The 24,363-nt window shown below is 42.9% G+C and carries 33 protein-coding genes and 2 pseudogenes; 30 read left to right on the forward strand and 5 right to left on the reverse strand.

The features are described 5' to 3' along the window. Window positions 1–191 precede the first annotated feature (191 nt). From WR49_RS11690 to WR49_RS11705, 4 genes are all read left to right on the forward strand, one after another. A complete protein-coding gene (locus WR49_RS11690) occupies window positions 192–656 on the forward strand; it encodes an ASCH domain-containing protein (protein WP_046224124.1) in 465 nt (154 codons plus the stop codon). A gap of 130 nt (window positions 657–786) precedes the next feature. Further along, a complete protein-coding gene (locus tag WR49_RS11695) occupies window positions 787–1,290 on the forward strand; it encodes an HAD family hydrolase (RefSeq protein ID WP_046224125.1) in 504 nt (167 codons plus the stop codon). Window positions 1,291–1,402: 112 nt separating this feature from the next. After that, window positions 1,403–1,783: an STAS/SEC14 domain-containing protein gene (locus WR49_RS11700; protein ID WP_046224126.1), complete on the forward strand. Its 381-nt coding sequence runs from the start codon at window positions 1,403–1,405 to the stop codon at window positions 1,781–1,783. A gap of 229 nt (window positions 1,784–2,012) precedes the next feature. Then, on the forward strand, window positions 2,013–2,414 hold the full coding sequence (locus tag WR49_RS11705) for an NUDIX hydrolase (RefSeq protein WP_046224127.1): 402 nt from the start codon (window positions 2,013–2,015) through the stop codon (window positions 2,412–2,414). Window positions 2,415–2,467: 53 nt separating this feature from the next. On the opposite strand, the gene WR49_RS11710 is transcribed toward WR49_RS11705, so the two are convergent. Next, the gene (locus WR49_RS11710; RefSeq protein WP_017065706.1) at window positions 2,468–2,869 is read right to left on the reverse strand and encodes a YkgJ family cysteine cluster protein; all 402 of its coding nucleotides are present in this window, start codon (window positions 2,867–2,869) and stop codon (window positions 2,468–2,470) included. A 209-nt stretch (window positions 2,870–3,078) separates the two neighbouring features. Between WR49_RS11710 and WR49_RS21475 the strand changes: the two genes are divergently transcribed. The 19 genes and pseudogenes from WR49_RS21475 (at window position 3,079) to WR49_RS11800 (ending at window position 13,837) form a co-directional block, all read left to right on the forward strand. Next, window positions 3,079–3,240 (forward strand): hypothetical protein, encoded by a 162-nt coding sequence (locus tag WR49_RS21475; RefSeq protein ID WP_017059212.1) that lies wholly within the window; start codon window positions 3,079–3,081, stop codon window positions 3,238–3,240. Next, window positions 3,240–3,938 carry a pseudouridine synthase gene (locus tag WR49_RS11720; protein WP_046224128.1) on the forward strand — a complete coding sequence of 233 codons (699 nt, stop codon included), beginning with the start codon at window positions 3,240–3,242 and terminating at the stop codon, window positions 3,936–3,938. Before WR49_RS21475 ends, WR49_RS11720 begins: the two co-directional genes overlap by 1 nt. Before the next feature lie 78 nt (window positions 3,939–4,016). Then, window positions 4,017–4,391: a VOC family protein gene (locus WR49_RS11725; RefSeq protein ID WP_046224129.1), complete on the forward strand. Its 375-nt coding sequence runs from the start codon at window positions 4,017–4,019 to the stop codon at window positions 4,389–4,391. Window positions 4,392–4,486: 95 nt separating this feature from the next. Then, window positions 4,487–5,095, forward strand: coding sequence for a sugar O-acetyltransferase (locus WR49_RS11730; RefSeq protein WP_046224130.1), 609 nt, complete (start codon window positions 4,487–4,489; stop codon window positions 5,093–5,095). Window positions 5,096–5,572: 477 nt separating this feature from the next. Continuing rightward, a complete protein-coding gene (locus WR49_RS11735) occupies window positions 5,573–5,986 on the forward strand; it encodes a GFA family protein (RefSeq protein ID WP_046224131.1) in 414 nt (137 codons plus the stop codon). A gap of 231 nt (window positions 5,987–6,217) precedes the next feature. Next, window positions 6,218–7,066 carry an NAD-dependent epimerase/dehydratase family protein gene (locus WR49_RS11740; RefSeq protein ID WP_029627129.1) on the forward strand — a complete coding sequence of 283 codons (849 nt, stop codon included), beginning with the start codon at window positions 6,218–6,220 and terminating at the stop codon, window positions 7,064–7,066. Between the two features lie 96 nt (window positions 7,067–7,162). Beyond that, window positions 7,163–7,576 carry a nucleotide triphosphate diphosphatase NUDT15 gene (locus WR49_RS11745; RefSeq protein ID WP_046224132.1) on the forward strand — a complete coding sequence of 138 codons (414 nt, stop codon included), beginning with the start codon at window positions 7,163–7,165 and terminating at the stop codon, window positions 7,574–7,576. Between the two features lie 197 nt (window positions 7,577–7,773). Next, window positions 7,774–8,205 carry a DUF2000 domain-containing protein gene (locus WR49_RS11750; RefSeq protein ID WP_046224133.1) on the forward strand — a complete coding sequence of 144 codons (432 nt, stop codon included), beginning with the start codon at window positions 7,774–7,776 and terminating at the stop codon, window positions 8,203–8,205. After that, a pseudogene (locus WR49_RS21030) lies at window positions 8,204–8,302 on the forward strand (GNAT family N-acetyltransferase); the annotation flags it as partial. The gene WR49_RS11750 and the pseudogene WR49_RS21030, both read left to right, overlap by 2 nt. 89 nt (window positions 8,303–8,391) lie before the next feature. Further along, a complete protein-coding gene (locus tag WR49_RS11755; protein WP_046224134.1) occupies window positions 8,392–8,748 on the forward strand; it encodes a hypothetical protein in 357 nt (118 codons plus the stop codon). Between the two features lie 36 nt (window positions 8,749–8,784). Then, entirely contained in the window at window positions 8,785–9,255 is a 471-nt protein-coding gene (locus tag WR49_RS11760; RefSeq protein ID WP_046224135.1) for a GNAT family N-acetyltransferase, read from the forward strand. A 42-nt stretch (window positions 9,256–9,297) separates the two neighbouring features. Beyond that, a complete protein-coding gene (locus tag WR49_RS11765) occupies window positions 9,298–9,714 on the forward strand; it encodes a VOC family protein (protein ID WP_017061801.1) in 417 nt (138 codons plus the stop codon). Between the two features lie 52 nt (window positions 9,715–9,766). After that, a complete protein-coding gene (locus WR49_RS11770; protein WP_046224136.1) occupies window positions 9,767–10,186 on the forward strand; it encodes a GNAT family N-acetyltransferase in 420 nt (139 codons plus the stop codon). An 88-nt stretch (window positions 10,187–10,274) separates the two neighbouring features. Then, window positions 10,275–10,681: pseudogene (locus WR49_RS11775) on the forward strand (GNAT family N-acetyltransferase). A 67-nt stretch (window positions 10,682–10,748) separates the two neighbouring features. Continuing rightward, window positions 10,749–11,330, forward strand: coding sequence for an HD domain-containing protein (locus WR49_RS11780; protein ID WP_046224137.1), 582 nt, complete (start codon window positions 10,749–10,751; stop codon window positions 11,328–11,330). Between the two features lie 175 nt (window positions 11,331–11,505). Continuing rightward, the gene (locus tag WR49_RS11785; protein ID WP_046224138.1) at window positions 11,506–11,919 is read left to right on the forward strand and encodes a GNAT family N-acetyltransferase; all 414 of its coding nucleotides are present in this window, start codon (window positions 11,506–11,508) and stop codon (window positions 11,917–11,919) included. Window positions 11,920–12,144: 225 nt separating this feature from the next. Then, window positions 12,145–12,402 (forward strand): hypothetical protein, encoded by a 258-nt coding sequence (locus WR49_RS11790; protein WP_046224139.1) that lies wholly within the window; start codon window positions 12,145–12,147, stop codon window positions 12,400–12,402. A 181-nt stretch (window positions 12,403–12,583) separates the two neighbouring features. Further along, entirely contained in the window at window positions 12,584–13,054 is a 471-nt protein-coding gene (locus WR49_RS11795) for a DUF302 domain-containing protein (RefSeq protein WP_017057342.1), read from the forward strand. A 267-nt stretch (window positions 13,055–13,321) separates the two neighbouring features. Then, a complete protein-coding gene (locus tag WR49_RS11800; RefSeq protein WP_046224140.1) occupies window positions 13,322–13,837 on the forward strand; it encodes an adenylate kinase in 516 nt (171 codons plus the stop codon). 191 nt (window positions 13,838–14,028) lie between these two features. Here the strand turns inward: WR49_RS11800 and WR49_RS11805 are convergent, their stop codons facing one another. Next, window positions 14,029–14,361 (reverse strand): PBPRA1643 family SWIM/SEC-C metal-binding motif protein, encoded by a 333-nt coding sequence (locus WR49_RS11805; protein ID WP_046224141.1) that lies wholly within the window; start codon window positions 14,359–14,361, stop codon window positions 14,029–14,031. A 221-nt stretch (window positions 14,362–14,582) separates the two neighbouring features. Here WR49_RS11805 and WR49_RS11810 point away from each other — a divergent pair, with 221 nt between their 5' ends. The 4 genes from WR49_RS11810 (at window position 14,583) to WR49_RS11825 (ending at window position 16,450) form a co-directional block, all read left to right on the forward strand. Continuing rightward, window positions 14,583–15,314, forward strand: coding sequence for an SDR family oxidoreductase (locus WR49_RS11810; RefSeq protein WP_017057339.1), 732 nt, complete (start codon window positions 14,583–14,585; stop codon window positions 15,312–15,314). Between the two features lie 134 nt (window positions 15,315–15,448). Continuing rightward, entirely contained in the window at window positions 15,449–15,700 is a 252-nt protein-coding gene (locus WR49_RS11815) for a Rho-binding antiterminator (RefSeq protein ID WP_017057338.1), read from the forward strand. An 8-nt stretch (window positions 15,701–15,708) separates the two neighbouring features. Then, the gene (locus tag WR49_RS11820) at window positions 15,709–15,942 is read left to right on the forward strand and encodes a hypothetical protein (protein ID WP_046224142.1); all 234 of its coding nucleotides are present in this window, start codon (window positions 15,709–15,711) and stop codon (window positions 15,940–15,942) included. 58 nt (window positions 15,943–16,000) lie between these two features. After that, a complete protein-coding gene (locus WR49_RS11825) occupies window positions 16,001–16,450 on the forward strand; it encodes a GyrI-like domain-containing protein (protein WP_017057336.1) in 450 nt (149 codons plus the stop codon). Between the two features lie 191 nt (window positions 16,451–16,641). On the opposite strand, the gene WR49_RS11830 is transcribed toward WR49_RS11825, so the two are convergent. Continuing rightward, window positions 16,642–17,301: a glutathione S-transferase gene (locus WR49_RS11830; RefSeq protein WP_077680423.1), complete on the reverse strand. Its 660-nt coding sequence runs from the start codon at window positions 17,299–17,301 to the stop codon at window positions 16,642–16,644. 104 nt (window positions 17,302–17,405) lie between these two features. On the opposite strand from WR49_RS11830, the gene WR49_RS11835 reads away from it, so the two are divergent. After that, a complete protein-coding gene (locus WR49_RS11835; protein WP_017057334.1) occupies window positions 17,406–19,661 on the forward strand; it encodes a peptidase U32 family protein in 2,256 nt (751 codons plus the stop codon). 115 nt (window positions 19,662–19,776) lie between these two features. Here WR49_RS11835 and WR49_RS11840 read toward each other — a convergent pair whose 3' ends face one another. Both WR49_RS11840 and WR49_RS11845 read right to left on the reverse strand, forming a co-directional pair. After that, a complete protein-coding gene (locus tag WR49_RS11840) occupies window positions 19,777–20,241 on the reverse strand; it encodes an acyl-CoA thioesterase (protein WP_046224143.1) in 465 nt (154 codons plus the stop codon). A gap of 198 nt (window positions 20,242–20,439) precedes the next feature. Next, window positions 20,440–22,263 carry an ABC transporter ATP-binding protein/permease gene (locus WR49_RS11845; RefSeq protein ID WP_046224144.1) on the reverse strand — a complete coding sequence of 608 codons (1,824 nt, stop codon included), beginning with the start codon at window positions 22,261–22,263 and terminating at the stop codon, window positions 20,440–20,442. 549 nt (window positions 22,264–22,812) lie between these two features. On the opposite strand from WR49_RS11845, the gene artP reads away from it, so the two are divergent. Beyond that, window positions 22,813–23,541 carry an arginine ABC transporter ATP-binding protein ArtP gene (artP, locus tag WR49_RS11850; RefSeq protein ID WP_046224155.1) on the forward strand — a complete coding sequence of 243 codons (729 nt, stop codon included), beginning with the start codon at window positions 22,813–22,815 and terminating at the stop codon, window positions 23,539–23,541. A gap of 87 nt (window positions 23,542–23,628) precedes the next feature. Then, window positions 23,629–24,360, forward strand: coding sequence for a lysine/arginine/ornithine ABC transporter substrate-binding protein (locus WR49_RS11855; RefSeq protein ID WP_046224145.1), 732 nt, complete (start codon window positions 23,629–23,631; stop codon window positions 24,358–24,360). Window positions 24,361–24,363: the final 3 nt, after the last annotated feature.

A 24,363-nucleotide genomic window follows, 5' to 3' on the forward strand; every position in this document is an offset into this window, starting at 1 on the left:
TCGTTGGAGTAACTCGCTAATCTTTGGTGTCATTATCAAATATAGAGTTACCAAGCGTTATCACTTTAAAGGGCTTAGAGAATTCTAGGTCCTTTTTGTTTTTCTGCATTTTCAATTGCTACAAGACTACTGTCTGTTACTCCCTTACTGAGGGCTAACTGACTGAACCTTATATTCAAACTGGAAAGATCATGGAAGAAAGAAGCCAAGCTTATCTCGATAGCTACCTCAGCACATTGCCAGCCGAAGTGGCTTCGCAATACACCTCTTTTAGTGCCGACTATTACTGTGCCGACGAATACAACGCCAACTTGTGTGCACAGTTGATTCTTAAAGGTGAAAAACAAGCGTCTTGCAGCCTTGAATATTGGTACAGCCATGAAGGTGAGGCGAGACCGATGGTTGGCCATCTACAAGTCGTCACCGATTGGGACGGCAAGCCAGTTTGCATTGTAGAGATTACCTCAGTGTCATTGTGCAAATACAATGAAGTAACCGCTGAATTTGCTGCCGCAGAAGGTGAGGGTGATAAAACACTCGAATGGTGGCGAGAAGCGCACTGGAACTTCTTTTCTCGTGAATGTGAAGAGCTAAAAATCTCGCCAATTGAAGACATGATGCTGGTATTAGAGCGTTTCAAAGTGGTTTATCAGTAAAGGGTATTTTGTGTTTAGAAGATCGTGCTCCATAAATAGTAACAAGGTTGACCATAATGAGCCTAACCGTTCGAGAAGTTTTTATAGGCTCGCTTAAACATTAGATAATTCATCGTATGCAGGAGGCTAGATGACAAAGCTAATCGAGTTAACAGAAATAGTCATATTCGACTGGGGCAATACGCTGATGGTCGATTTACCAGACGCACAAGGGAAGATGTGTGACTGGGAAACTGTACAAGAAGTGAGTGGTGCTCGTGCATTACTGGCTGAACTCTCCAAAAATCATCAAGTCTACGTTGCCACCAATGCTGGTGATTCCAGTAAAGACGACATCATTCGTGCCTTCGAGCGTGTTGGCCTGTCTCAATATATCTTGGGTTACTTTTGTAAGGCGAGCATTGGTTTTTCTAAGTTAGAGCCGGGCTTTTATCCTGCCATCATTTCCCAACTAGGTGTTGAACCACAAGACACCACCATGGTAGGTGACACCTTAGAGAAAGACATTTACCCAGCACTTGAAGCGGGTTTGAATACGGTGTGGTTGAACACGGAAGGTGCTGATCTTAAGTCAGAGCATCCGAATATCATGCAAGTTCAATCCCTAAGCGAACTGTTGGAAAAGCGCGATTAACTCTCTGATATTAAGTTCAGATAAAGCGCTTGTCCGTTTTGACGCCAACCTCTCATCTCTTTGCTATTTAATCCTCTAAGCTAACTCTAGTTTCCACTATGAGGGCTAGATTATGAGTATCGAACGTCACGGAATATCGGTTGGAATTGAACGTGTTAGCGGTGAAACTATTGTTGTGTTTAAAGCGAAAGGCAAACTCACACATGATGACTATCAAGCAATGATGCCAATTCTAAATACCACGCTAGAAGAACTCGATTCATCTAAACTCAAGATGCTGGTCGACATCTCTACCTTAACGGGTTGGGAGTTACGTGCTGCTTGGGATGATTTCAAACTAGGATTAGAGCTCAATTCGAAGATAGACAAAATCGCGATATATGTTGATAAAAGCTGGCAAGAATTCGCTTCAAAAGTAGGGAGCTGGTTTGTGTCTGGTGAGATCAAGTCATTCGAAGAACACGACTCTGCGCTTAAGTGGCTAGTCGATTGATTCTATCTATGAACAGCTAGAGAGCAATCCGTAAACATCGCCAATGACAGTTGATGAGCATTGCCTCGAAAGCTGTCATTTTGCGTTTTGGTTATGATATTTCCGATTCGATTCAATAGAGTCTATTCACTCCAGCGTGTAACATACGTAGGCTTTGTTTGGTCGCGACTAGTAACGCGGCCAGATTAAATAAAAAACGAAAACTAAAACAGAAATAAGGTCTAAGAACATGAATAAGGTAATTGATAAGCTGGCTTGGATATTCATCAAAGACGGCAAGTTGTTGATGGTGAGATCAAAAGGCAAAGAACTGTTCTACCTACCGGGTGGTAAGCGTGAAGCTGGCGAAAGTGACGAGCAAGCACTGCTTCGCGAAATCAAAGAAGAGATCTCAGTCGATTTAGTGCCAGATTCCATCAAATACGTTGAGACCTTTACAGGCCAAGCTGATGGCAAAGCGGAAGGCGTATCGGTGCAATTGACTTGTTATCTTGCTGATTATACTGGCGAACTGTCTCCAGATGCCGAAATCGAAGAGCTTAAGTTTGTGGATAGCAACGACAGAGCGGTATGTTCGTTGGCAGCACTGGTTGCGCTTGATTGGTTAGAAGCGAACCAGTATTTGGCTTAAGATTTTAGCCGTTATTAGCCGTTATTGAAGATTGATCTTCAAAAGATCATCGTTTACGAATAGCTTGAAGGGCGGCTGTCTTTCATCAACAGGTCGAGTTTCCTTTGAGCTTTCTTCGTGTCTTGTAAATCCACCACCTCAATCATTTCACACTCATCTCGTACCATCTCGTTAATTAGGCTTGGGTAGTGTCGGCAATCTTCTGGTCGGTCTAAGTAAATACTACATGTGTACTTGGCTTGAGCCTTGGTGTCTTTTGTTGGAACCAGCTCCAGAAAAGGGCATCGAGTTAAACGTTCGCCGGATTCAGGATCAAACCATATCTCGCTTCCTCGAACATATTCAAAGATGTCTGGGTTGAACAACTCCCACAAATCGATCTCTTCTTGAGTCGCGGCAAGGTCGCCATCTCCGTATTTGATACAGCATTTTCCGCATTGATTACAATCTTTCATTATCGACTTCATAAGTTGGTGAGCTTTTATCATTTTACCACTGATAGGCGTGGCACGTTGACTTTGTTGTTCATGGTTAAGCCGTTACGGTGTGGAAACTTGGAATAACGGTATTTAAAATCAATTTATCTATGAACCACCACTCCAATCAAAGATGTAAACAGTGATACAATTTTCGCCTCTCACGTTATTTAAGCAAAGGCATCAAAATGAGAACCGTATACACCACCGAAGGCAACATTAACGCAAAGAAACAAAAAGAGGCTTACCCAAAGCTCGCTTTATGTGACAAGTGCGTTGGTGACTATGTGGTTATCGAGCAAGGTGAACGAACTTACAAGCCTTGTGCTAAATGTGGTGCCGACGATTAATGCGCCTTGATAAATACCTATGTAAAAGCACTGACCTAACCAAGCCTGAAGCGATTGAACGCATCCATAATGGCGAGGTGAACGTAAACAGTGAAACAGTCACCGATGAATCAGCTCAGGTTCATGAAAGCAACACCATCTTGTTGAATGGCACGCCGCTTAAGTTGCGTGAATTTCGATACCTCTTAATGCACAAGCCTGCGGGTACTATCTGTTCTAATGTCGATGAAGTTTATCCTTCACTGTTCAACTGCATCGAGATAGACAAAGCATCAGAACTGCACATCGCAGGGCGCTTAGATGCCGACACAACAGGCTTAGTCTTGATTACCGATGATGGGCGATGGTCATTCAACATCACTCTGCCAACCAAGTCATGTAAGAAGGTATATCGCGTGACATTGTCACGAGATATTAAAGACGATGTCGCTGACAAGTTCAAAGTGGGCATTCAATTGCAAGGCGAGCAAAAACTGACGCGTCCGGCAGAGCTCGAAGTGATTACCAGTAAAGAAGTGCTGTTGACCATTACAGAAGGTAAGTTTCATCAAGTAAAACGAATGTTTGCTGCGGTAGGGAATCGAGTTGTTGGCCTACACCGTGAACAGATTGGAGATGTTCGTTTGGATGTTGAAGCAGGCCAGTGGCGTTATTTAACTAAAGCCGAAGTCGACTCATTTCAACAAGACTCTGAATAAGAGCTCTGAATAAACGCTGTAACCACTTAAAGCGTTAAGCGTGTCAGCACTGGAATATCAACACTATAAGGATGTAGGATGGAAAACCTCAAAGTCTCAGAAATTAAGTCTTTCGTACCCGCGAAAGACTTCGATTTATCCAAGCGTTTTTACCAGTCAATCGGCTTTGAAGTGATGTCTGAACTTCACGATATCGCCTATCTACGACACGGCAGTTGTGCCTTCCTTCTGCAAAACTTTTATGAACCTGCGCACTGTCACAATTACATGATGCACTTGCTGGCTGAAGACGTAAAAAGTTGGTATCAACACATCCAAAACTCTAATGTAGTGTCGGAATTTGAAGTTACCGTTTCCGAGGTTGTTGAACAGCCTTGGGGAATGCTTGAGTTTTGTATCACTGACCCAAGTGGTGTGCTGTGGCGTGTGGCTGAAAACATCAGACCGCGTTAATTCATCCAACTTGCATTGAGGCCAGTGAAACTTCAAATTATCCATCTGTTTCTTTATTTATGCCGACATAAGGCAATGATCAAATAGGTTTAAACATGGATATAAAGGCTAAAATGCACAGCCAAGAAGTGTACTACTGTGACGACGTTGATTTGGTTGCTGAGCAAACTCAATGCTTAGAAGTGCTATACGATTTTAATCACACTCGCCCGAGCGAAGGTGATAAACGACAGCAGATAATGAAGCAGCTGTTCGCCGAAGTCGGTGAGGGTTGCTACATTGAACCACCATTACATGCGAACTGGGGGCGTCACACGCACCTAGGCAGCAACATATACGTAAACTTCAATTTAACTCTGGTTGACGACACAGACGTATTCATCGGCGACAACGTGATGATTGCGCCTAACGTGACCATCGCCACTGGCACACATCCCATCAGCCCAGAACTCAGGCTAAAAGCAGCGCAGTTCAATGTTCCCGTTCGTATTGGCAACAACGTATGGCTTGGCGCGCACACCGTGGTACTTCCCGGTGTCACCATTGGTGAAAACTCAGTAATAGGCGCAGGCAGTATCGTCACCAAAGACATCCCAGCTAATGTCGTCGCAGTTGGCAACCCATGCAAAGTGATACGCGAAATCAACGACCGCGACCGAGAGTATTACCACAAAGATCGCCGCATTCCTGATGAGCTAAAGTAAGCGATTTTTCACATGCCTTAAATTAGCTGTGACATAATCCATTGTTATGCAATGGCTTCGTTGCATATCGCTTGTCTATCTTAGAAGCTAGAAAGAATTATTCTGGATTTAAATACGGAATTTTTCTGTTTGATAGTTGTAATGTCTTAGTGTTTATACAGGGTTAGGTAAAGAACGAGAACTCGGATTTATAGCCTGTGTACGTTCGCAGGCTTTCTTAACCATTTGTTAGAGTGATATTTCAATGAGCAGGGAGGTTTTATAATGGGAACTGTAATCGGTTTGGTGATTCTAGTTGCTATAGATTGGTATCTTGTCCGTAAAATAGGGCTTCATATTCATAAATGGATCTCTAAAAAGTATGCCGCGTATCTGTCGGAGAAGGGAAACAAAAAAATAGCCTTTCTTATTAAGCCATCGGTATAAAAAGCGTTATCTGCTATTCATTTTACACACACTGCAAAGATTGGAGGATTCATGAAAGGTAAAGGAAAATGCCTATGTGGCTCGGTTGAGTTGGAAGTAGAGTACGCCAGTAACGAACTAGGGGCTTGTCATTGTAGTATGTGTAGGAATTGGTCTGGCGGTCCGATGTTGGTCATTGATTGCGCTGATTTCGTCAAAATATCAGGTGAATCAAATGTAGTCAGATATAAGTCATCAGATTGGGCTGAGAGAGGGTTCTGCGGTAAATGTGGTACTCACTTGTTTTACTTTTTGGTGCCAAATAATCAGTACCACCTTCCTGTCGGTTTATTGATGTCTGGGGATGACTACAAGTTAACTCATCAGATATTCATCGATGAAAAGCCCGATTACTACGAATTTAAAAATGAAACGCACAATATGACTGGCGCAGAAGTATTTACCCACTTTGAAAGTGGAGAGTAATCACTGGGTTTACGGTGCGACGGTTTAGTTTTGGTGGTTCGTCGTTGCTCAGCGTGAACTTATTTTCGTTGGGCAATGTACGATTCGTGATCAGATAAAAAGAGAACTATGAAAATAACGACACTGGTTGATAACTCTCGACTGGATAACGGGACAGACTTAACCTTTGAGCGCGCTGTTCTGGCTTAGAAGTAAAGCTTGGGCTTCATGTATGCAAAGTTCAGGGAAAGAATGAAAGTATTGATTGCAGGGGCTAGTGGGTACATTGGCCGTCACGTTACATCGCTATTCGCAAAAAGTGGCTTTGAAGTTTTTACATACGGTAGAGACAAAATCGTCACACCTCTTACAGTCGGGTTGATAGAAAATAGGTCCGATTTTGAAGGCTACTTTGATGTGGTTGTGAATTGCGCGCGTCCACATTGGTCACAATTCTCAGCAGATGAAATTGCAGATGTGGAGCAAAGGTTACTATCTGAGTTAGACCTACTTGCCGCTAGAGATGCAACAAAGATACATACATCGGGTGTTTGGCTCTTTGGTAACGCCTCTAGCGCTGATTTGAGTCAATTTAGGCTGAAACCCTTGGAAGCCGTTAGATTAGATGTAGAAACAATACAGAGCGCTATTAGAAACAGATGGCACGTCGTTTACTGTCCTAGTTTGGTTTATGGCGGTGAGAACTGTCAGTTAAAGCGAATTGTAGAATCTTTCGATAGCCAAACGATCCAAGTAGGTATGCCGTCTATAGGATTTAACCAATATGTTCATGTCTATGACATTGCACGGTTCTATTTACTTTTGGCGCAAGGCCGAACCTTAGAAAAACAGCATTTTGTTGCAGAGAATCAAGGTTATAGTCCTGCAAAATTCGCTCAACTCTTATTGGCCGCTAAAGCTGTAACAAAAGTGAGAAAGATCAGTTGGGAAGAGTTTGAGTCAGAAAATGGCTCTATGGCCGTTGGTATTGAACAACTGAATCTAAAACTACCAATTAGTTCTTCGTTTGAGCCTGTCGAGTTAGTTGAAGACTACATAAAACGAAGTATCCAAATGAGATTATCAACATTTGGTATTTAACTCGGCTTGGCGTTAGTGGTAAGTTTGAACGCAATCTCGGCATTGTTAGTCACTTAGCTGTTCGTTTGTCTTTTGGTAAGAATTAAGGAGTTTTAAGTGAGTCAGGAAGTAAGAGTAGGTGTAGCTGCGGTTATTCTACGTGAAGGGCGAGTGTTACTTGGAGAACGAATTGGTTCTCACGGCGCTCATACGTGGGCTACGCCGGGCGGACATCTTGAATGGGGCGAAAGCATTGAAGAGTGTGCCAAACGCGAAACACTCGAAGAGACGGGCTTGGTTGTTAATGCATTTGAGAAGCTCTCTTTTACCAATGATATTTTTGAGAAAGAGAACAAGCACTATATAACGCTGTTTGTTGTTGCTTCTGATGCTACCGGCGAACCACAAGTAACAGAGCCTGATAAATGTAAGCAATGGAAATGGTTTAAGTTAGATGAATTACCTAAGCCATTGTTTCTTCCTCTGACGAATTTGCTTAACGATCCGGTCATCCTTGGGAAGCTAGCTTAGCCAAACAGATTCTTCTCACATTTATAATTGTATGACGAAAGGGTAAATCATGACCTTGTGGTTTGATTCCAAATACTGGTCTTTGCTCGTCATTATTGGATGGACTGAATGTATTAACTAATTACTAAGGTTGCATTGCTCACGCCCCAGTAATGCGTTATACAAATACTGTAAATAAGAATGAATGAGGGTATGTAGTGAGCCATTTACCAGAAGAAAGCCAAAAACGATTCATAGCGGTTTTAAGCAAAAAGATGGATTTAGGAAGAACACTGAACGTGCTAGGGCACTTGAGCGTTGGCCTATCTAATCAATTAGTAAGTGACGAGACTTGCTACGTTGACTATGAAGACTTGGATGGCAATGTTCACCCAAACCTATCTCACTATCCTTTCATCGTGCTTAAAGCAGACAACTCAAATAAGCTTAGAAAAGTGCGCGAAGAAGCCTTCAGCCGCGGTATTAAATTTACTGACTTTACGAGCTCAATGATCGAAGGTGGTTCTGTTGAGCAGCAGCAACGAACCAAAGAAACCAAAGAAGAAGATCTTGAGTATCTAGGTGTATGCCTGTTTGGTGACACGGAAATCCTACGTGAGTTTACAAAGAAGTTTAGCTTGTATAAGTAACTACAATGCTCAACAGTTTTACGAAAAGTTGGGCTGGTTTCCTCGAGATGAAGTTCGATTGTACTCGTTTAATAGCTCGGATAATCGTAACGTTTAGCCTTATAAGTTCGCGTTGGCTGAGCTTGAGTTTGTAACAGATTCGCGCGTATCCACCCAATATCAAAACAATCCTTGGAGTACTTAGAAATGTTGTTTTCTAGTCTGTCTAAACCATTGGTTCATGGCTCCGAGTTATGTTCAGAACTGCTCAATTTCTTGACCGAGAATAAGAGTGATTTCGAAGAAAAGCTAATCCCTGATCTGTCATACATCGATGATATGGCACATGTGGTGAACGGTATTAAAATCAAAGACGTTCTACACATCAGTAGCAATCAATACCGACTTCAATATTCGTTTGATTGGGAGTTGTTTCTAGGATGTTCAGATAGGAACGAAACTGGCGTAGAGAATGGAAGTGTTCTATTCACACTTGAAGATGATAACGTTCTTAATATCAACTTCCCAAACTACGGTTCTCGAGACACTAGCGATGAGCTTTAAGCTATTTTACGTGGGTGTTATACAAAAGGAAGGACAATGATAACTATCGAAAGGCTTGAAGAGTCTCATGTGGCGTTAGTTCAGGGCATCCAATTAGCCGATGAACAGGTTAAGTTTGCAGGAACAGCTGCAGAGTTTTTATTAGACGGCAGTGAAACGACGCACTTGCACGTGATTAAGTTTGATAACGATGTGGTGGGTTTCTTTAAGCTTGATATCGCTTACGCAGAGCATTACGAATTCTGCCCTGAAGGAAGCATTGGCTTAAGAGCTTTTGTGCTTGATAAAAACCAGCAAGGTAAAGGTTTAGGAACTGGCACGGTCAAAGCTTTGTTTCCATATTTAAAAGCGAATTACTCAGCGTATGAGTTGATTTACTTAACCGTGAATTGCAAAAATCCCGCAGCATTCAACTGTTATAAGAAAGGCGGCTTCGAAGATACTAATGAACAGTATCTAGGTGGCGCAGCAGGCCCGCAATTTATTATGCGTGGGCGAATTGCTTAGTAACATGAAACAAGTTTTCACTAAGCAAAAAAAAGGTATGTTATGAAACAGAATATTGTCCACATTGCACTAGTGGTAAAAGACTACGATGAAGCGCTTGATTTCTATGTAAATAAGCTTAAGTTTGATCTCATTGAAGACACGTATCTACCAGAAGAAGATAAGCGCTGGGTTGTTGTTGCTCCACCAAATTCAACCGGTGTGAGCCTGTTACTTGCTAGAGCTTCCAAGCCAGAGCAACTTGATTTCATCGGCAACCAAGCTGGTGGACGCGTATTCCTATTCTTAAACACCGATGACTTCTGGCGTGATTACGAACGCATGACATCTTTGGGCATTAACTTTGTCCGAGAGCCTAAAGAGCAAGGTTACGGTACCGTTGCTGTGTTTGAAGATCTTTACGGTAACTTGTGGGATCTGCTTCAGTTAAACCCTGAACACCCTATGGCTAACAGGTAGAAAAGCTTAGCCCACAACCTTAATTCTAGTCACACGGATTGGCAGGAGCGACATGGAAGTCACAAGGTATCAACTCAAGTATTTAACTGCTTTACAGGCGCTTTATCTAGAATCAAGACAGGACACCTTTCATTGGGCTGATACCAACGCTTTTAAGTTATCCGATTTCGAATTCGATACAGAAGGTGAAGAAATATGGGTGGCTGTTTCTGGCAACAAGGTTTTAGGTTTTGCCTCTATTTGGAAACCTGAAAGTTTCATCCATCACCTCTATGTTTGCCCGCGAACGCTACGCTCTGGAGTCGGCTCTGCTTTACTAAATACCTGCAAACAACATTACTCTGATCTGACATTGAAGTGTCTGACTGCTAATGAAAACGCCATTGGCTTTTATCAGTCGCAAGGCTTTGTTATCTCATCCATAAAAGGAGAGGGATTAGAGCGTTATCATTTAATGACTTACCAAGTTTAGTAATAATAAGCTTAGTAATAACAATTATTGCAATCACAATCTCTGCCATTACAACAAGGGTCATCAAGCCGGGAGTTAAACCGAGAGTATGGAAATAAAACAGCTTTCAACGATGGAGGTACTTCCGGTTAGGCATCAAGTGCTTTGGCCTGATAAACCGATGTCGTTTTGTATGGTGCCAGATGACGAACACGCACGCATTACGGAGCGTTTATTGGTGAGCAGTTGGTTTGTGTCGCGTCTATCTATATCCAAGGCAATGAAGCAAGGCTGAGAAAGTTTGCCACGCTGTCTGAATTCCAAGGGCAGGGAATTGGTTCAAACGTGGTTGATCATACAATATCTAACCTCAAAGATTTAAACATCCAATATTTTTGGTGCGATGCGCGTACAACGGCTTTAGGTTTTTATCAAAAGTTTGGGATGGCTGTAGAAGGCTCTGAAGTTGAAAAATCGGGCGTTGCGTATTACAAAATGTCGGTTCATTGGGAGTAACGCTTCTTTGTCGCTAAGTTAACCCTCCGCACCGCTAAACCATCAACTTAAGTTAAGGAAGCTCATCGTGGAAGAAATCAAAGGCATTCTGCAACTCATGGTTGAAATTGAACAACTAAAGGATGTTCATCGACAAACAAAACCGGTTGGATTGGATCGATATGAAAACTCGGCAGAGCACAGTTGGCACGTCTGTTTGAGCGCACTCATTTTGAAAGATTATGCTAATGAAGAGATCGATATTACGCGAGTGATGAAGATGTTGCTGATTCATGACCTTGGGGAAATCGATGCCGGAGATACCATCATTTATGCCAGTGAAACCGAAGAAAACAAGCTCAAAGAGAGAAACTGTGTTGAGCGCTTGCTGAAATTATTGCCGGGCCATTTAAGAACCGAGTATTTGGAGTTATGGCTTGAGTTCGAAGCGGGTGAGTCACCAGAAGCTCGATTTGGTAAGGCGATCGATAGAGTGCCACCGTTGCTTCATAACATCCATGGAGGCGGTCACAGTTGGAAGAAGCACAACATATCCAAAGACAAAGTACTGACGTTCAATGGCGAGCGTATTTCTAAAGGCAGTCGTGCTCTATGGAAAGAACTAGAAGTGCAACTTGAAGGTGCTGCGGACAAAGGGCTATTAAAGTAAAAGTTAACTATCTCTTATTGGATTTATATAAAAAATAATATAAATCAACATTTTAGTTTAGATGGGCTTATTGTTCTCTTTAAAGAATGTGACATTCACATCAAAATATCGACATACTGTTTATTTATACAGGTGTGATGTGTATTCTCTGAATTTACTCAAAGGAGCAGTGAGAGTGACAATTAAATACGAAGAGAAAATACCAAGCCCAAGCGAGTTTTGTGAAATGCGAGTCAAAGCAAAACTGTCAGCAAAATCGCTAAAAGCAGCCGCCATTGCTTTACCCAATAGCTTGTATGGTATTTCTATTAGAGACGGTGAGAAGCTCATTGCAATGGGGCGCGTAGTGGGCGATGGAGCATGTAACTTTGAGATTGTGGATGTAGCTGTAGACCCAAGTTACCAAGGGCAGGGATTAGGGCGTAGAGTGATGGAGTACATCGATAACTACTTATCTACAGTCGCACTAGAAGGCTCATACGTTTCTATGATTGCAGATGAACCTGCATTCTATGAGAAACTCGGTTACAAGCTTGTTGCTCCTTCGAGCCAAGGAATGACAAAGAAGTTTAAACCTAACCACTCTTAAGTCTGAGATAGGTAAGTGCTACACGCAAATTTCATACTTTAGCTTAAGAGTAGCTTTAGCTGTTCAATGAGGGAAATCTCGATGGTAGCTGATTCAAGATGCATGGCACTTATCTTGTGTCTCATTTCTTTCTAATAAAACTCTCGTGGACAACAATAAGTTAGAGAACCGACTTATAAGTTGTTAGTATATATCAACTTTATAAATGTTAGTTGACTTATATAAATGCTTGATAATAAGTATATTAAACACCCTTATCACTGTGAGCAGTGCAACGCACTTACCCCGCACCTTGCTGTTAACGCTTCTGATGCTGAATCAAAAACGGAAGTTGAATCTCAAAAGAAACAATGGAAGTTAGGCGTGTTGATGGAGTACCTGATGACGTTATTGTTTAGAGGTGACCATAATGTTCCCGGTTTTTATGTCGACAGTGATTACGAATACCAGTGTGAGAAATGTGGGACTAAGTCGTGGCACTGATCGTATGTTTAGCTTTTGAAACAATTCCTACCTAAACTGATGATAATAAGACGCATTGGAACAGTGATCCTCTCTGCAAACTGAGAAGAGAAACACGTCTATACTGACATGGGTTGCGCCGCTGATTTTAAAAGTGGCGTTATGAATGTAAGCTTGATTAGGTTAAATCTCAGAGGTGACGATGAAAAAATTACTACCACTATGCGCCATTTTACTCTCGGCATCATTTTCAGCTGCGGCTTCTGATGGTTTGATTAAATACCAAAGTAATTACTCAGTGAAAGAGACTGCTGACCGCTTTGAAGAAATCGCCAAGAGCAAAGGTTTGACCTTGTTTGCGAGAATCGACCATCAGAAAAATGCGAGTAAGGCCGATCTTGAATTGAGACCAACGGAAGTCATCATCTTTGGTAACCCGAAAGTAGGGACACCATTAATGCAATGCGCTCAAGAAGTCGCGATAGATTTACCGCAGAAGGTGTTAGTCACTGAAGACTCTAACAAGAAAGTATGGTTGTCTTACAACGATCCTAATTACTTGGTAGAGCGTCACGCGATCAATGGATGTGACGAGGTAGTTAAGAAAGTATCGGGTGTACTAAGCAAGCTGTCGGAAGCGACAGTGGCGAAAAAGAAAGCGAAAGCTAAATAACCAAGACCAATCAGCACTCATTAAGACTATTAATGGGTGCGACATGACGATGATATAGCCTCCCAATCATTGTTTGGTTACATTGACAACTAAGCAACAATATATAAAAGTAGTGTTATGAAATTGAATTTAGCGTCATCAAACCAACGAATTGTCATCATTCCATAGGAATGGTGGGATTGTTGATGCGCTTTGTTTATCGAACCCACCCGTAAGGTGGGTTTTTTGTCGCTGTCTTATGGGTTTTATCTGAATAGAGGAAGTCATATGAAAAAGATCGCGGTTTTTGGCAAGCCTGGGAGTGGAAAGTCCACAATCAGCAAAGCGTTAGCACTCGCTACAGGCATAGAGCTTCACCAGTTGGACTCGATTGTTTATAAGGCCAACGGAGAGTTTGTTGAGCGTGAAGTGTTCGAGCAGGCTCATGAGAGCATACTTAGTTCAGAAAGCTGGGTCATCGATGGATTTGGCCCATTAGGTTCATTCAACACACGTTTAGAAGCCGCTGATACCTTGGTTTATATCGACCTTCCTTATCCAATTAGCTACTGGTTCGTCACCAAGCGAATGCTCAAAGGGTTGTTCGTTAAACCTGAAGGCTGGCCTGATGGAAGTTCAGTTATAAAAGGTACGATACAAAGTTATAAGACACTAAAACTGTGTCCTAAATTTTGGAATGACGACTTTAGAGCGCAGTTAGAATTGCGCGCTAAAGAGAAAGAGGTTCACATAATCAGAAGCGTGAGTGAATTGAATAATTTTGTTCGTCAACATGTCACTTAACATGTATTGTTTTACCTTGCTATAAACGTTTTTATTTACTCATAACTTCATGAAAATATTTAGATTTAACTCAACGTGTGGCATATTTTACATATGTTTGGTTTATACAAATAAAAACGGGAAGGCCTCGATGATCTTCCCGTTAAGTATTACTTAACTCAGCGTGCTATTGGCAGTTTGAATAAGAAGCCTTATGCACAACACTTCTTGTATTTATTACCGCTACCGCAAGAACATGGGTCGTTACGGTTAGGCGTCTTTTCAAATGTCATTGTTTTTGGCTTGTTTAGCAGAATATCAAGCTCAAGCGTATTTTCTTCTTTCTCTGCGTTTACTGTTACGTTAACAAAGATAGTTTGTTCGGCTGCTAGCGCTTCAACTTCTGCTTTACGTGCTTCAGTTTGAACCGTTGCGACGATTGGAGATTCTTCAGTACCCGCTTTTACATCGCGGTCTACGTTGTAGCCAGCAAGAACGTGGTTCTGTCTTGTTTCAATACGGCCTTTGAAAAATAGTTTCGACATTGGGTACTCAGTAAAATGTTGAATGGCGCTATTTTTAATGGTGATAGCGCAATGGAGCGGCGATTATACGCATATATTCAAATTGATAAAGCAGTGATGTGGCTGAAGCTTGTTTAGCTTAATCCAAAAGCAAACCGAATTTTTCCAGACCCGTTGAAGGGATAGTGTAGCGCTCGTAGAGGATTCAGATTGTGTTAAAACATAAATGTAAGGAGGTTATTTTGAAAAAGGTAGTTATTGTAACAGGCGGGAGCAGAGGTATTGGTGCTGCGACGTCTAAGTTGTTGGCCAGCAAGGGTTATGCCGTATGTGTTAACTTCATACACAATGAGTCGCGAGCTGAAGGTCTAGTGAACGAGATTCGCGAACAGGGCGGAACCGCGATTAGTGTACGTGCGGATGTCTCTGTTGAATCGGACGTGAAATCCTTATTTGAAATTGCTCGTAATAAATTAGGCTCAGTGACTCACTTGGTCAATAATGCCGGGATCTTGTTTACCCAATCTGCGTTGGTTGATATTGAATTTGACCGCTTTGAGAAAGTGATGAAATCGAATGTGTCCAGCTGTTTCTTGTGTAGCAAAGCTTTCATTAAACAAGCCCCAGATGGTGGTTCGATAGTCAACGTTTCTTCCGCGGCCTCTAGAACGGGCGCACCATTTGAATATGTGGATTATGCAGCATCGAAAGGCGCTATGGATTCGCTCACCAAAGGTTTATCGCTTGAATTGGCTTCCCGAAATATTCGAGTGAATGGCGTTAGACCGGGATGCATTTATACTGAAATGCACGCTGATGGTGGAGAGCCAGGGAGAGTGGATAGATTGGCATCACAGCTTCCACTTCAACGTGGTGGTACACCAGAAGAAGTCGCTAATTCGATAGCATGGTTATTGTCTGATGAAGCTTCTTATGTAACAGGCTCGTTTATAGATATTGCAGGTGGTCGATAGAGCCTTGAAAGCAGGTCGCTAGATTGAGAAATAACAACCTAAAAAATTAGAATATGGTCAAGTAGTTGAAAATTTTGTGGTTAACTTATTGTTTATAAGAACATAGTATAAGGATGAGTCGCATTGGGGGGCTTATGATTAGTTGCAACGATTACGATTATATTGAGATTGTGTGTATGCACCGATACCCAATCAAGTTAACGCTGAAGTCTGGCGAACAGATTGAATGTGTTGGGTTAGATACCCAGCGCAATGACAGCCGTGAAGAGTGCATTAAAGTCAGTATTCAAGGTGTAGAACAACTTGTCGTACTCACAGACCTTTCCACACTAGAAGTTTGTGTCGACAACCCTCATTTTAAGCAGATTTCATTCAAAACGTCATAGGCTTTCAAATGAATAGCACCATAGAACAATGCTATTGCACCGCATGCCGAGAAGATACACAACACGTTGTGGTGTTGGTCAGAAAGACGAGTGCGTTTGCAGACAAACCTAACCAAAAGCGAAGCGAGTTTTGGGCAGGCGTGATAAAAGGTTGGTTCCTCGGCCCGTTTATCGCGTCAATGGATGAGTTTTCTCGTCATCTTGTCTGTGAAAAGTGTGGCCATAAAGAGATACAAGATTAGTTAAGATTATTTAAAAATTTAGTAGAGTTACGCGTCGATTGGCTTAGGAATAAAACGAATGAAAGTAGAAATGATTGAAGCCGTGAAGGCGTATGGTTTTTCAGTAAGAACCACCAATACCGATGAGATGGACCCAGCAACAGCCAAGATAGGGCAATTGTGGCAGGGCTTTTTTGACCAAGCATTTCCGAAATTAACACCGGATTCAAAAGTGTATGGCGTTTACACTAACTACGAGTCTGACTTTACGGGCGAATTTGATGTTATCGCGTGTACTAATGCACTTACGGATCAGAATTTAGATGCGCTTGTAGAAACCGAAATAGAGGCGGGTAAGTACTTAACGTTTTCTGCTGAAGGTGAATTACCACAAGCTGTGATCGATCTATGGGGTGAAGTGTGGGCGTATTTCAACGCTGCTGACTGCCCACATGTGAGAACTTACACGACAGATTTCGAATTCTACAAAGGTGAAACTGAAGTCGAGATTTCGATAGCGATCAAGTGATTGGTTTAAATAGTACAAAGGCTTAACTTAGACTGTGATGTCTAATCAAGAGATGGGTTAAGCCTTTGAATATCTGTTCATTACAAAGAAGATACAGTGTCACGTAACTACTTTAATACCTAGGAATTATCTATTCCAGAATTTCCCAAGATCACCCCAGATACACTTAAGTCACCCTAAATTCCCTTAAGTCATCCAAAGAGACATTCTTGCTTGGTTTCATTCCACAAAGGGTATTGCTTCATGACTTGGGTGTAGAGCTTACTTTCGAGATGTGCTCTTAACCAACGTCCAACGTTTTGATATTCAGATTTCACAAACCACTTCTTTTCGACTCGCACAAACTGGCTCACAAAAGGCATCACCGCAAAATCGGCCAAGCTTGGGGTTTCTCCAAAAAAGTAGGGCTGATCGGTGAGTCGCGCTTCTAACTGACTAATGAAGGTTTCGCAGGCTTGTCGGCGTTGTTCAACATCGATGTTTCGGTAACGAACCGATGCACGATACTTTTCTAAGTGACCAATAAATTCTTCATCGCTGGTTTTAATGAGCTGTTGAACTTGTTCGCTAAGCGCTGGATTGCTTGAACGTAGAAGATCTTGAGGATCGTTTTGTTGAAGTGCCCAGTTCATCACATCTAAGCTCTGTTCAATGACTTGTCCATTGGGCAACACCAATACAGGCACTGTTCCTTTTGGCGAACTGGCCAATAGTTCGCTAGGCTTGTCTTTGGTAACGATTTCTCGAAGTAACACTTTTTGCTGTGATAGTGCGATGCCCATTCGTCCGCGCATTGCATAAGGGCAACGGCGCAAAGAATAAAGGATAGGTAGATCGGATTCGTTCGGCATTATTGAGGTCATTTAGTTTGAAAAGTGTTGTACGGTGGTAAAGAGATCGTGATGTGGGTAGAATACGCGGCTTAAAAATTATAAGTAAGTGAGCGACTTCAAAAATGAGCAGAAAAATTGAGTTATTAGCCCCAGGTGGCGATGTAGAAGCGATAAAAGCCGCCATCGTAGCGGGTGCTAATGCAGTTTATTGTGGTTTAGACACATTCAACGCTCGTAACAGAGCCTCTAACCTATCGTTAGACGAATTGAATGGTGTGATTCGCCTTGCTCATGAATACGGCTGTGAAGTGTTTCTGACTCTTAACGTTGTGCTACTGGAGCACGAGACTAAGAGCATCACCAAACTGCTGAACCAGCTTGTGAACACCAAAGTGGATGGCATCATTGTTCAAGACTTGGGTTTATTCAACCTGGTTAAGAAGCATTTCCCATCATTAGACGTTCACGCGTCGACTCAGTTAACAACGCACAACGAAGGCCAGATTAAGTTCTTGTCTAAGATTGGCGCGACGCGCGTTAACTTGTCTCGTGAGTTGAACCTGCCTGAAATCAAGATGCTGACGGAAGTGGCACACGATCACGACGTACTAACCGAAGTGTTCGTACACGGCGCTCTGTGTATCGCATTCTCTGGTCAATGTTACTCAAGCTCAGTAAGTGTGGGTAACTCAGGTAACCGTGGTCGTTGTAGCCAAGCGTGTCGTGATGAATACGAAATCACCAACGCGGGCAACAAGTTCCCACTCAACCTGAAAGATAACTCAGCTTACTACGACCTACCTGAATTGGTTGACGCGAAAGTCGACTCACTGAAAGTAGAAGGCCGTATTAAAGGCGCACACTACGTTTACACTGTGGTAGACACATGGCGTAAACAGATTGATAGCTTTGTAGAAAGTGGTTTGTTGATCGAAGACGATTCGAACCTGCACAAAGTATTCAACCGTGATTTCACCAACTCTTTCCTAAAGGGCAACCTAACAAAAGACATGTTCATCGATAACCCGCGCGACAACAGCATGAACTACGCTGTTGAGAAAGCGACGGAGCAGAACAACGAAATCTCAGTCGTACAAATTCAAGAAGTGACCAACGAACTTCACCAGGCGAAAGACGTTCTTGGTAACGAAATGCGTGACAAGATCGAGTTCCTTGATATTCGTAAGACACCAGTAGCCCTGTCGTTCAGTGCAAAAGTGGGTCAACCATTTACGGTGACTGTGAACACGCCAAAAGAGAACTTTACCCTTCAATCTAAATCGCTATTGAAAGCGGTTGAAGAGAAGGCGATCACTCAAGAGCTACTTGAGAAGCGATTCAAAAACGTGAAGAGTGCAGTTCACACACTAGAAAGCCACAATTTCAGTGAAGTGGATGCAGGTTTGTTGATTCCTTTAAAAGAAGTTTCAGACCTGAAAGATGAGATCGACTTCATTCTGAACGGCTCTGTGGAAGTGATTAAGCACGTTGAAGTGCCAGCACTGCCTCAACACCCTAAAGTGAACGAGAAGCCGACGATGTCGATGCTTATCGCCGATGTAGAAGACTTACACCTGTGTGACGTGACTGACGCGGATGTTTACTTCAAACTTCCAGAAAGCTTCAAGAAGCGTTGTAACAAGTACATCGACATCTTGGCATCAAACCCACGTTTGATTCCTTGGTTCCCAGCGGTATTGATCGGTAAAGATTACGACGAAGCGGTTCGTATTCTTGAAGAGATTAAGCCAGCTCGCATCGTAACCAACAACACGGGTATTGCTTACAAAGCTTATGAGATGGGCATTGAGTGGGTTGCAGGCCCGTTTATGAACACAACCAACTCTCACGCACTGGTTACTCTGAGAGAAGAGCTGAACTGTGCCGGCGCATTCATTTCGAACGAGATCAACAAAGGTCAGATTCGTCATATTCGCCGCCCAGAGAACTTCAAACTGTTCTACAGCATTTACCACCCAATCTTGATGATGACCAGCCGTCAGTGTTTCTTCCAAAGAACGGTGGGTTGTAACAAGCCAAGCATTGAAGCGGGTTGTATGTTGAAGTGTGAGAAAGCAACCACGATTACCAACGTGAAAGGCATCTCTTTCGCGGTTGATAAACAGAAGGGTGGCTACCCAAGCATTTACAACCACGAGCAGTTCTTGAACCATGACGCAGTGACTGATTTCTCTGGTCTGTTCGACGAGTTCTTCATTGACCTAACCAACATCGGTGCAGGTTCTAAAGAAGTGAAAGACAAAGTCGAGCTTATTAAGCATTTCGAAGCGCTACTGAACGGCGTTGAAGGTTCACAACAGAACCTAGAGCAGATGGTTGAAGTTCGAACTAATGCTCAATACGTTCAAGGTTTATAACGCTTAAACGCGTAACTGCTTATAAGCACTCTGAACCAATAAACAAAAGGCCACTCAATCGAGTGGCCTTTTTAATGTCTGAAACTTTCTGAGTCTTTCTCAATCAGCGAATACGTTATTCCGTCACCGCCTCTTGTTTGAAGCATGGGCTTTTCAACGTGTTCATCTTTTCGATTTCATTGGTCAAGCGCAGCGAGAGCAGGGCTTTTTGGTTCGAAGCAAAATCAAACATCACGATAGTCGCAGTGCCAACGGTCGTCACTTTCTGCTGAGCCTTACTGACAATGGTGTATTCCATAGTGAACCGATCATCTTGAATGTCGGTAACACGTGAGCCAACCATCAAGGTATCTGGGTAGGTCACAGGTCGGAAGTATTTACAATAAGTGTCACCAAGTACAGGGCCAACTTTGGTGAGAGCCATTTCTTCCATCAGCTCCACGTGTTTAAAAAAATCTAAGCGAGCGGTTTCGAAATAACGAAAATACACCGCGTTGTTAACGTGATTAAGTGCATCCATTTCTCCCCAAGCGACAGGTATTTCTGTTACTACCGGGTAGTCAGACAATAATTCTTCCATGCGAACCCTCTTATTGTTATCTGTGTAATTAATGTTATCTGGGTAATTAACGTTATCTGCTTATTCTTCAGCGGGATAAGTTGTTATTGGAATAAAAACCCTACCGCCAAATTAACAAAACTGCAACACGTGTGATTCAAGTTTTTGAAGCTTGAAACCACACAATGTCAGTGACTTAGTTGCACATCCACTTAATGATTACGCACTAAGGTGTTTGAATTGCAGCTCAACCAAGCGTTGGTACAATTCGCAGCTATTGATGAGAGACTGGTGGTCGCCGATGTCTACTAGCTGTCCTTTATCGAGCACTGCAATCTGGTCGGCGTGTTTAATTGTTGATAATCGATGAGCGATAATGATCGTCGTTCTGCCACGCATCAACTCTTCTAACGCTTGTTGTACGTGATGCTCACTTTCACTGTCTAGCGCGCTGGTTGCTTCGTCCAACAATAGAATATTCGGATCTTTCAAGATGGCACGTGCGATGGCAATACGCTGTCTCTGCCCGCCAGAAAGCCTTACACCACGCTCACCAAGAAAGCTGTTGTAGCCATCAGGTAGGTTTTGAATAAATTCGTGCGCGTGTGCTTTCTTAGCCGCTTCGATCACTTGCTCGTCTGTTGCCTGCGGGTCGCCGTAGCGAATGTTATGGAACACATCGTTACTGAACAGAGCAGGTTGCTGCGGCACCAATGCCATCTGCTTTCTTAGCTCGTTAGGATCAAACTGATTCAGTTCAATGCCGCCTAAGGTTACTTTACCTATTTGTGGGTCGTAGAAACGTTGCAAAAGTTCGAACAGGGTAGTTTTACCCGCGCCAGATGGGCCAACCAGTGCCAACACTTTGCCTTCATGCGCAGTGAGCGTGAGGTTGCTTGTTGCGGGTTGGTCCGGTCTTGAGGGGTAACAGAAGGTCACATCATCAAATGCGACTTCTGGCGTTACGTTAGCAAGCGAAGTTGGGTTCGCAACTGGCGCAACGATATGGCTTTCAACTTGTAGGATCTCGATTAAGCGCTCGGTCGCACCTGCCGCCCGTTGCAGTTCGCCCATCACTTCTGAAATCGTGCCTAATGATGAAGCAACCATGATTGCGTAGAACACAAACGCGGCTAGATCGCCCGCCGACATGGTGCCGTTGATGACATCACTGCCGCCAACCCAAAGCATGCCTGCGATAGCACTGAAAACAATCACGATAACGCCAGAGATAAGAATCGCGCGCTGTTTTACACGCTGACGACCAATCTCATAAGCCTTTTCCACTTCTACCGCGAATGACACTTTCTCTTGCTCTTCTCGGCTGTAGCTTTGCACGGTTTTAATGTGTTCAATCGCTTCACCTGCATAAGAGCCGACATCAGACATCGAATCTTGGCTTTGGCGAGATAGGGCTCTGACACGACGCCCGTAGACAAGGATTGGAATCAAGATAAACGGCACCGAGGCCAATACAATCAACGTCAGCTTAATATTGGTCGCAAACAGCATGATGATTGCACCAATACACATCAACGCGCTGCGCATCGCCATAGAGAACGATGAACCTATGATGCTTTGAAGCAGAGTGGTATCCGTTGTAATGCGCGACATGATGTCGCCACTGCCATTGGTCTCGAAGTAGCTCGGATGCAGCGTCACGACATGATTGAAAACCGATAAGCGAATGTCTGCACTCACGCGTTCCCCAACAGAAGAAACCAAATAGAAGCGGAAGAAAGTACCAATCGAGATCAATACGACCACGACCATGATGAATTGAATCGCGCTTCCTAAATCTGAGAGCGATTGTTGGCTAAAACCTTGGTCGATGAGAAGACGAATACCGTGTCCGATTGAAAGGGTTAAGCTCGCCGTGAAGATCAACGCGATCAACGCAGTAATAACACGACCTTTATAAGGTTGAATGAATTTACTCAGCTGAAACAAAATACTGAGGCTTTTTTTCTCAGGTTTGGCATCGGGATTTTTTTGAGTCTGTCGCTGGTTTGAGTAGAGCGTAGAAGAGACATCGTTTTGCATATGACTGCCTTAATGTGTTGTCGCTTTAAAAATAGATGGCTTGTTGCTTATGGTTTATGACTTATTGCCTGTACTGCGCGTTGTTCGCTGGGAAGAAATTGTTGTTGAGAATAGAAACCATTAAAGCATTTATTGCGCTGTGACGCTCCCTAGGAAACTCAATTTCCAATATTTCTTCACCACTAAGTGAATAATTCGAAACGACCTTAAAGGAAAACTAGGCATTCTGATCCAGTTAGTTCAATAGGAAAGCGGGGGGATTTAACCCTTATTTTTATGCAAGTAAATTGGCGTTGATAGGAGAGTGCGCTCATAAGTTAGCAATCGAGTGATGATTTATAAATTGATAGAAAAACGTTTGCTTTTTGTCTCGATATTAACTTTATCAATGGCTTGCAACTTTTGGTTGTAAGACCAGTTATAGCGACTGTTTTTTACGCAATATTTGTTACAAAAATTCAACAAAGTAGTTTTTTATACATTTTTCTTGCATAAAACCTCGGATTGAATAGAATAACCAGTAAATGATAATTAATGCAGTATTGTGGCATGAGTATTCAAGTAAAGAGCATCAACAAATCATACGGTGATACCCAAGTTCTTCATGACATCAGTTTCGACTGTGAGAGTGGTGAAACCTTGGTATTGCTTGGCCCAAGCGGCGCGGGCAAGAGTTCATTACTGCGTGTATTGAACCTGCTAGAAATCGCGGACAACGGCGAATTAGACATTGCGAACGAGCAATTCGATTTTTCAAGCCAAATCCAAGAGAAGCAGGGGCTTAAACTTCGTCGTAAAGTCGGCATGGTGTTCCAGCAATACAACTTATGGCCACACATGACGGTGATGGAAAACTTGATTGAAGCACCAACCAAAGTTGCGGGTTTGGATAAGCAAGAAGCGATTAAGCAAGCGCAAGAAGTACTAAGGACACTTCAACTTGCCGACAAAGCAGACGCTTGGCCACTTCAACTGTCTGGCGGTCAACAACAGCGTGTTGCGATTGCACGTGCGCTGATGATGAAACCGGATGTGTTGTTGTTTGATGAACCAACAGCGGCGCTTGATCCTGAGATCACCAACCAAGTCGTGAGCATTATTAAAGAATTGAGCGGAACAGGCATTACCCAAGTGGTCGTGACGCACGAAGTCGATTTCGCGAAGAAGATTGCTAGCCACGTTCTGTATCTAGAGAAAGGGTACATCGTTGAACACGGCACCAGTGATTCATTCGTTAATCCGCAGACACCTGAGTTTGCCGAGTATTTGACTCACTAGATTTAGCTAAACACAACTATCAATTAAAACAATCAAAATTATAAGAATGGCCACAGGCCGCTATCAAACAGTATTCGGAGTAACAAAATGAAAAAGATTCTACTAGCTTCACTTATCGGCCTTGCTTCTTTCAACGCAGCGGCGCAAGAAGAAATCAAATTCGCAATGGAAGCAACTTACGCACCATTCGAGTACATGGATGAGAACAACCAAATTCAAGGTTTTGACGTAGACTTAGCAAACGCACTTTGTGAAGAGCTGAAAGCAACGTGTACTTTCCACAACCAAGCATTCGATAGCTTGATCCCTGCACTTAAATTCAAACGTTACGATGCGGCCATCTCGGCAATGGACATCACAGAAGCGCGTCTTAAACAAGTGAACTTCTCTAACACTTACTACGATAACTCTGCAGCATTCATCTCTTTCGAAGGCAAAATAGCAGACCAAGCAGCACTAGAAGGTAAGCGTGTTGGTGTTCAAAACGGTTCGACTCACCAGAGCTTCCTACTTGAGCAAATGACTGGCGTAACAGCGGTACCTTACTCAAGCTACCAAGATGCATTCATCGACATGAAGAACGGTCGTATCGACTCTGTATTCGGTGACACAGCCGTTGTAGCAGAATGGTTCAAGAAAGAAGACAATCTAACTTACGTTGGCGACCAAGTAACAAACCAAGAGTACTTCGGTAACGGCTTCGGTATCGCAATAAACAAGAGCAACCAAGAACTTGTAGACCAGCTTAACGTTGCACTTGCTGCAGTGAAAGCGAACGGCGAATACGACAAGATCTTCAACAAGTACTTCGGTAAGTAATTT

Source organism: Vibrio sp. ECSMB14106 (assembly GCF_000972265.1).
In the GTDB taxonomy this organism is placed as follows: domain Bacteria; phylum Pseudomonadota; class Gammaproteobacteria; order Enterobacterales; family Vibrionaceae; genus Vibrio; species Vibrio kanaloae.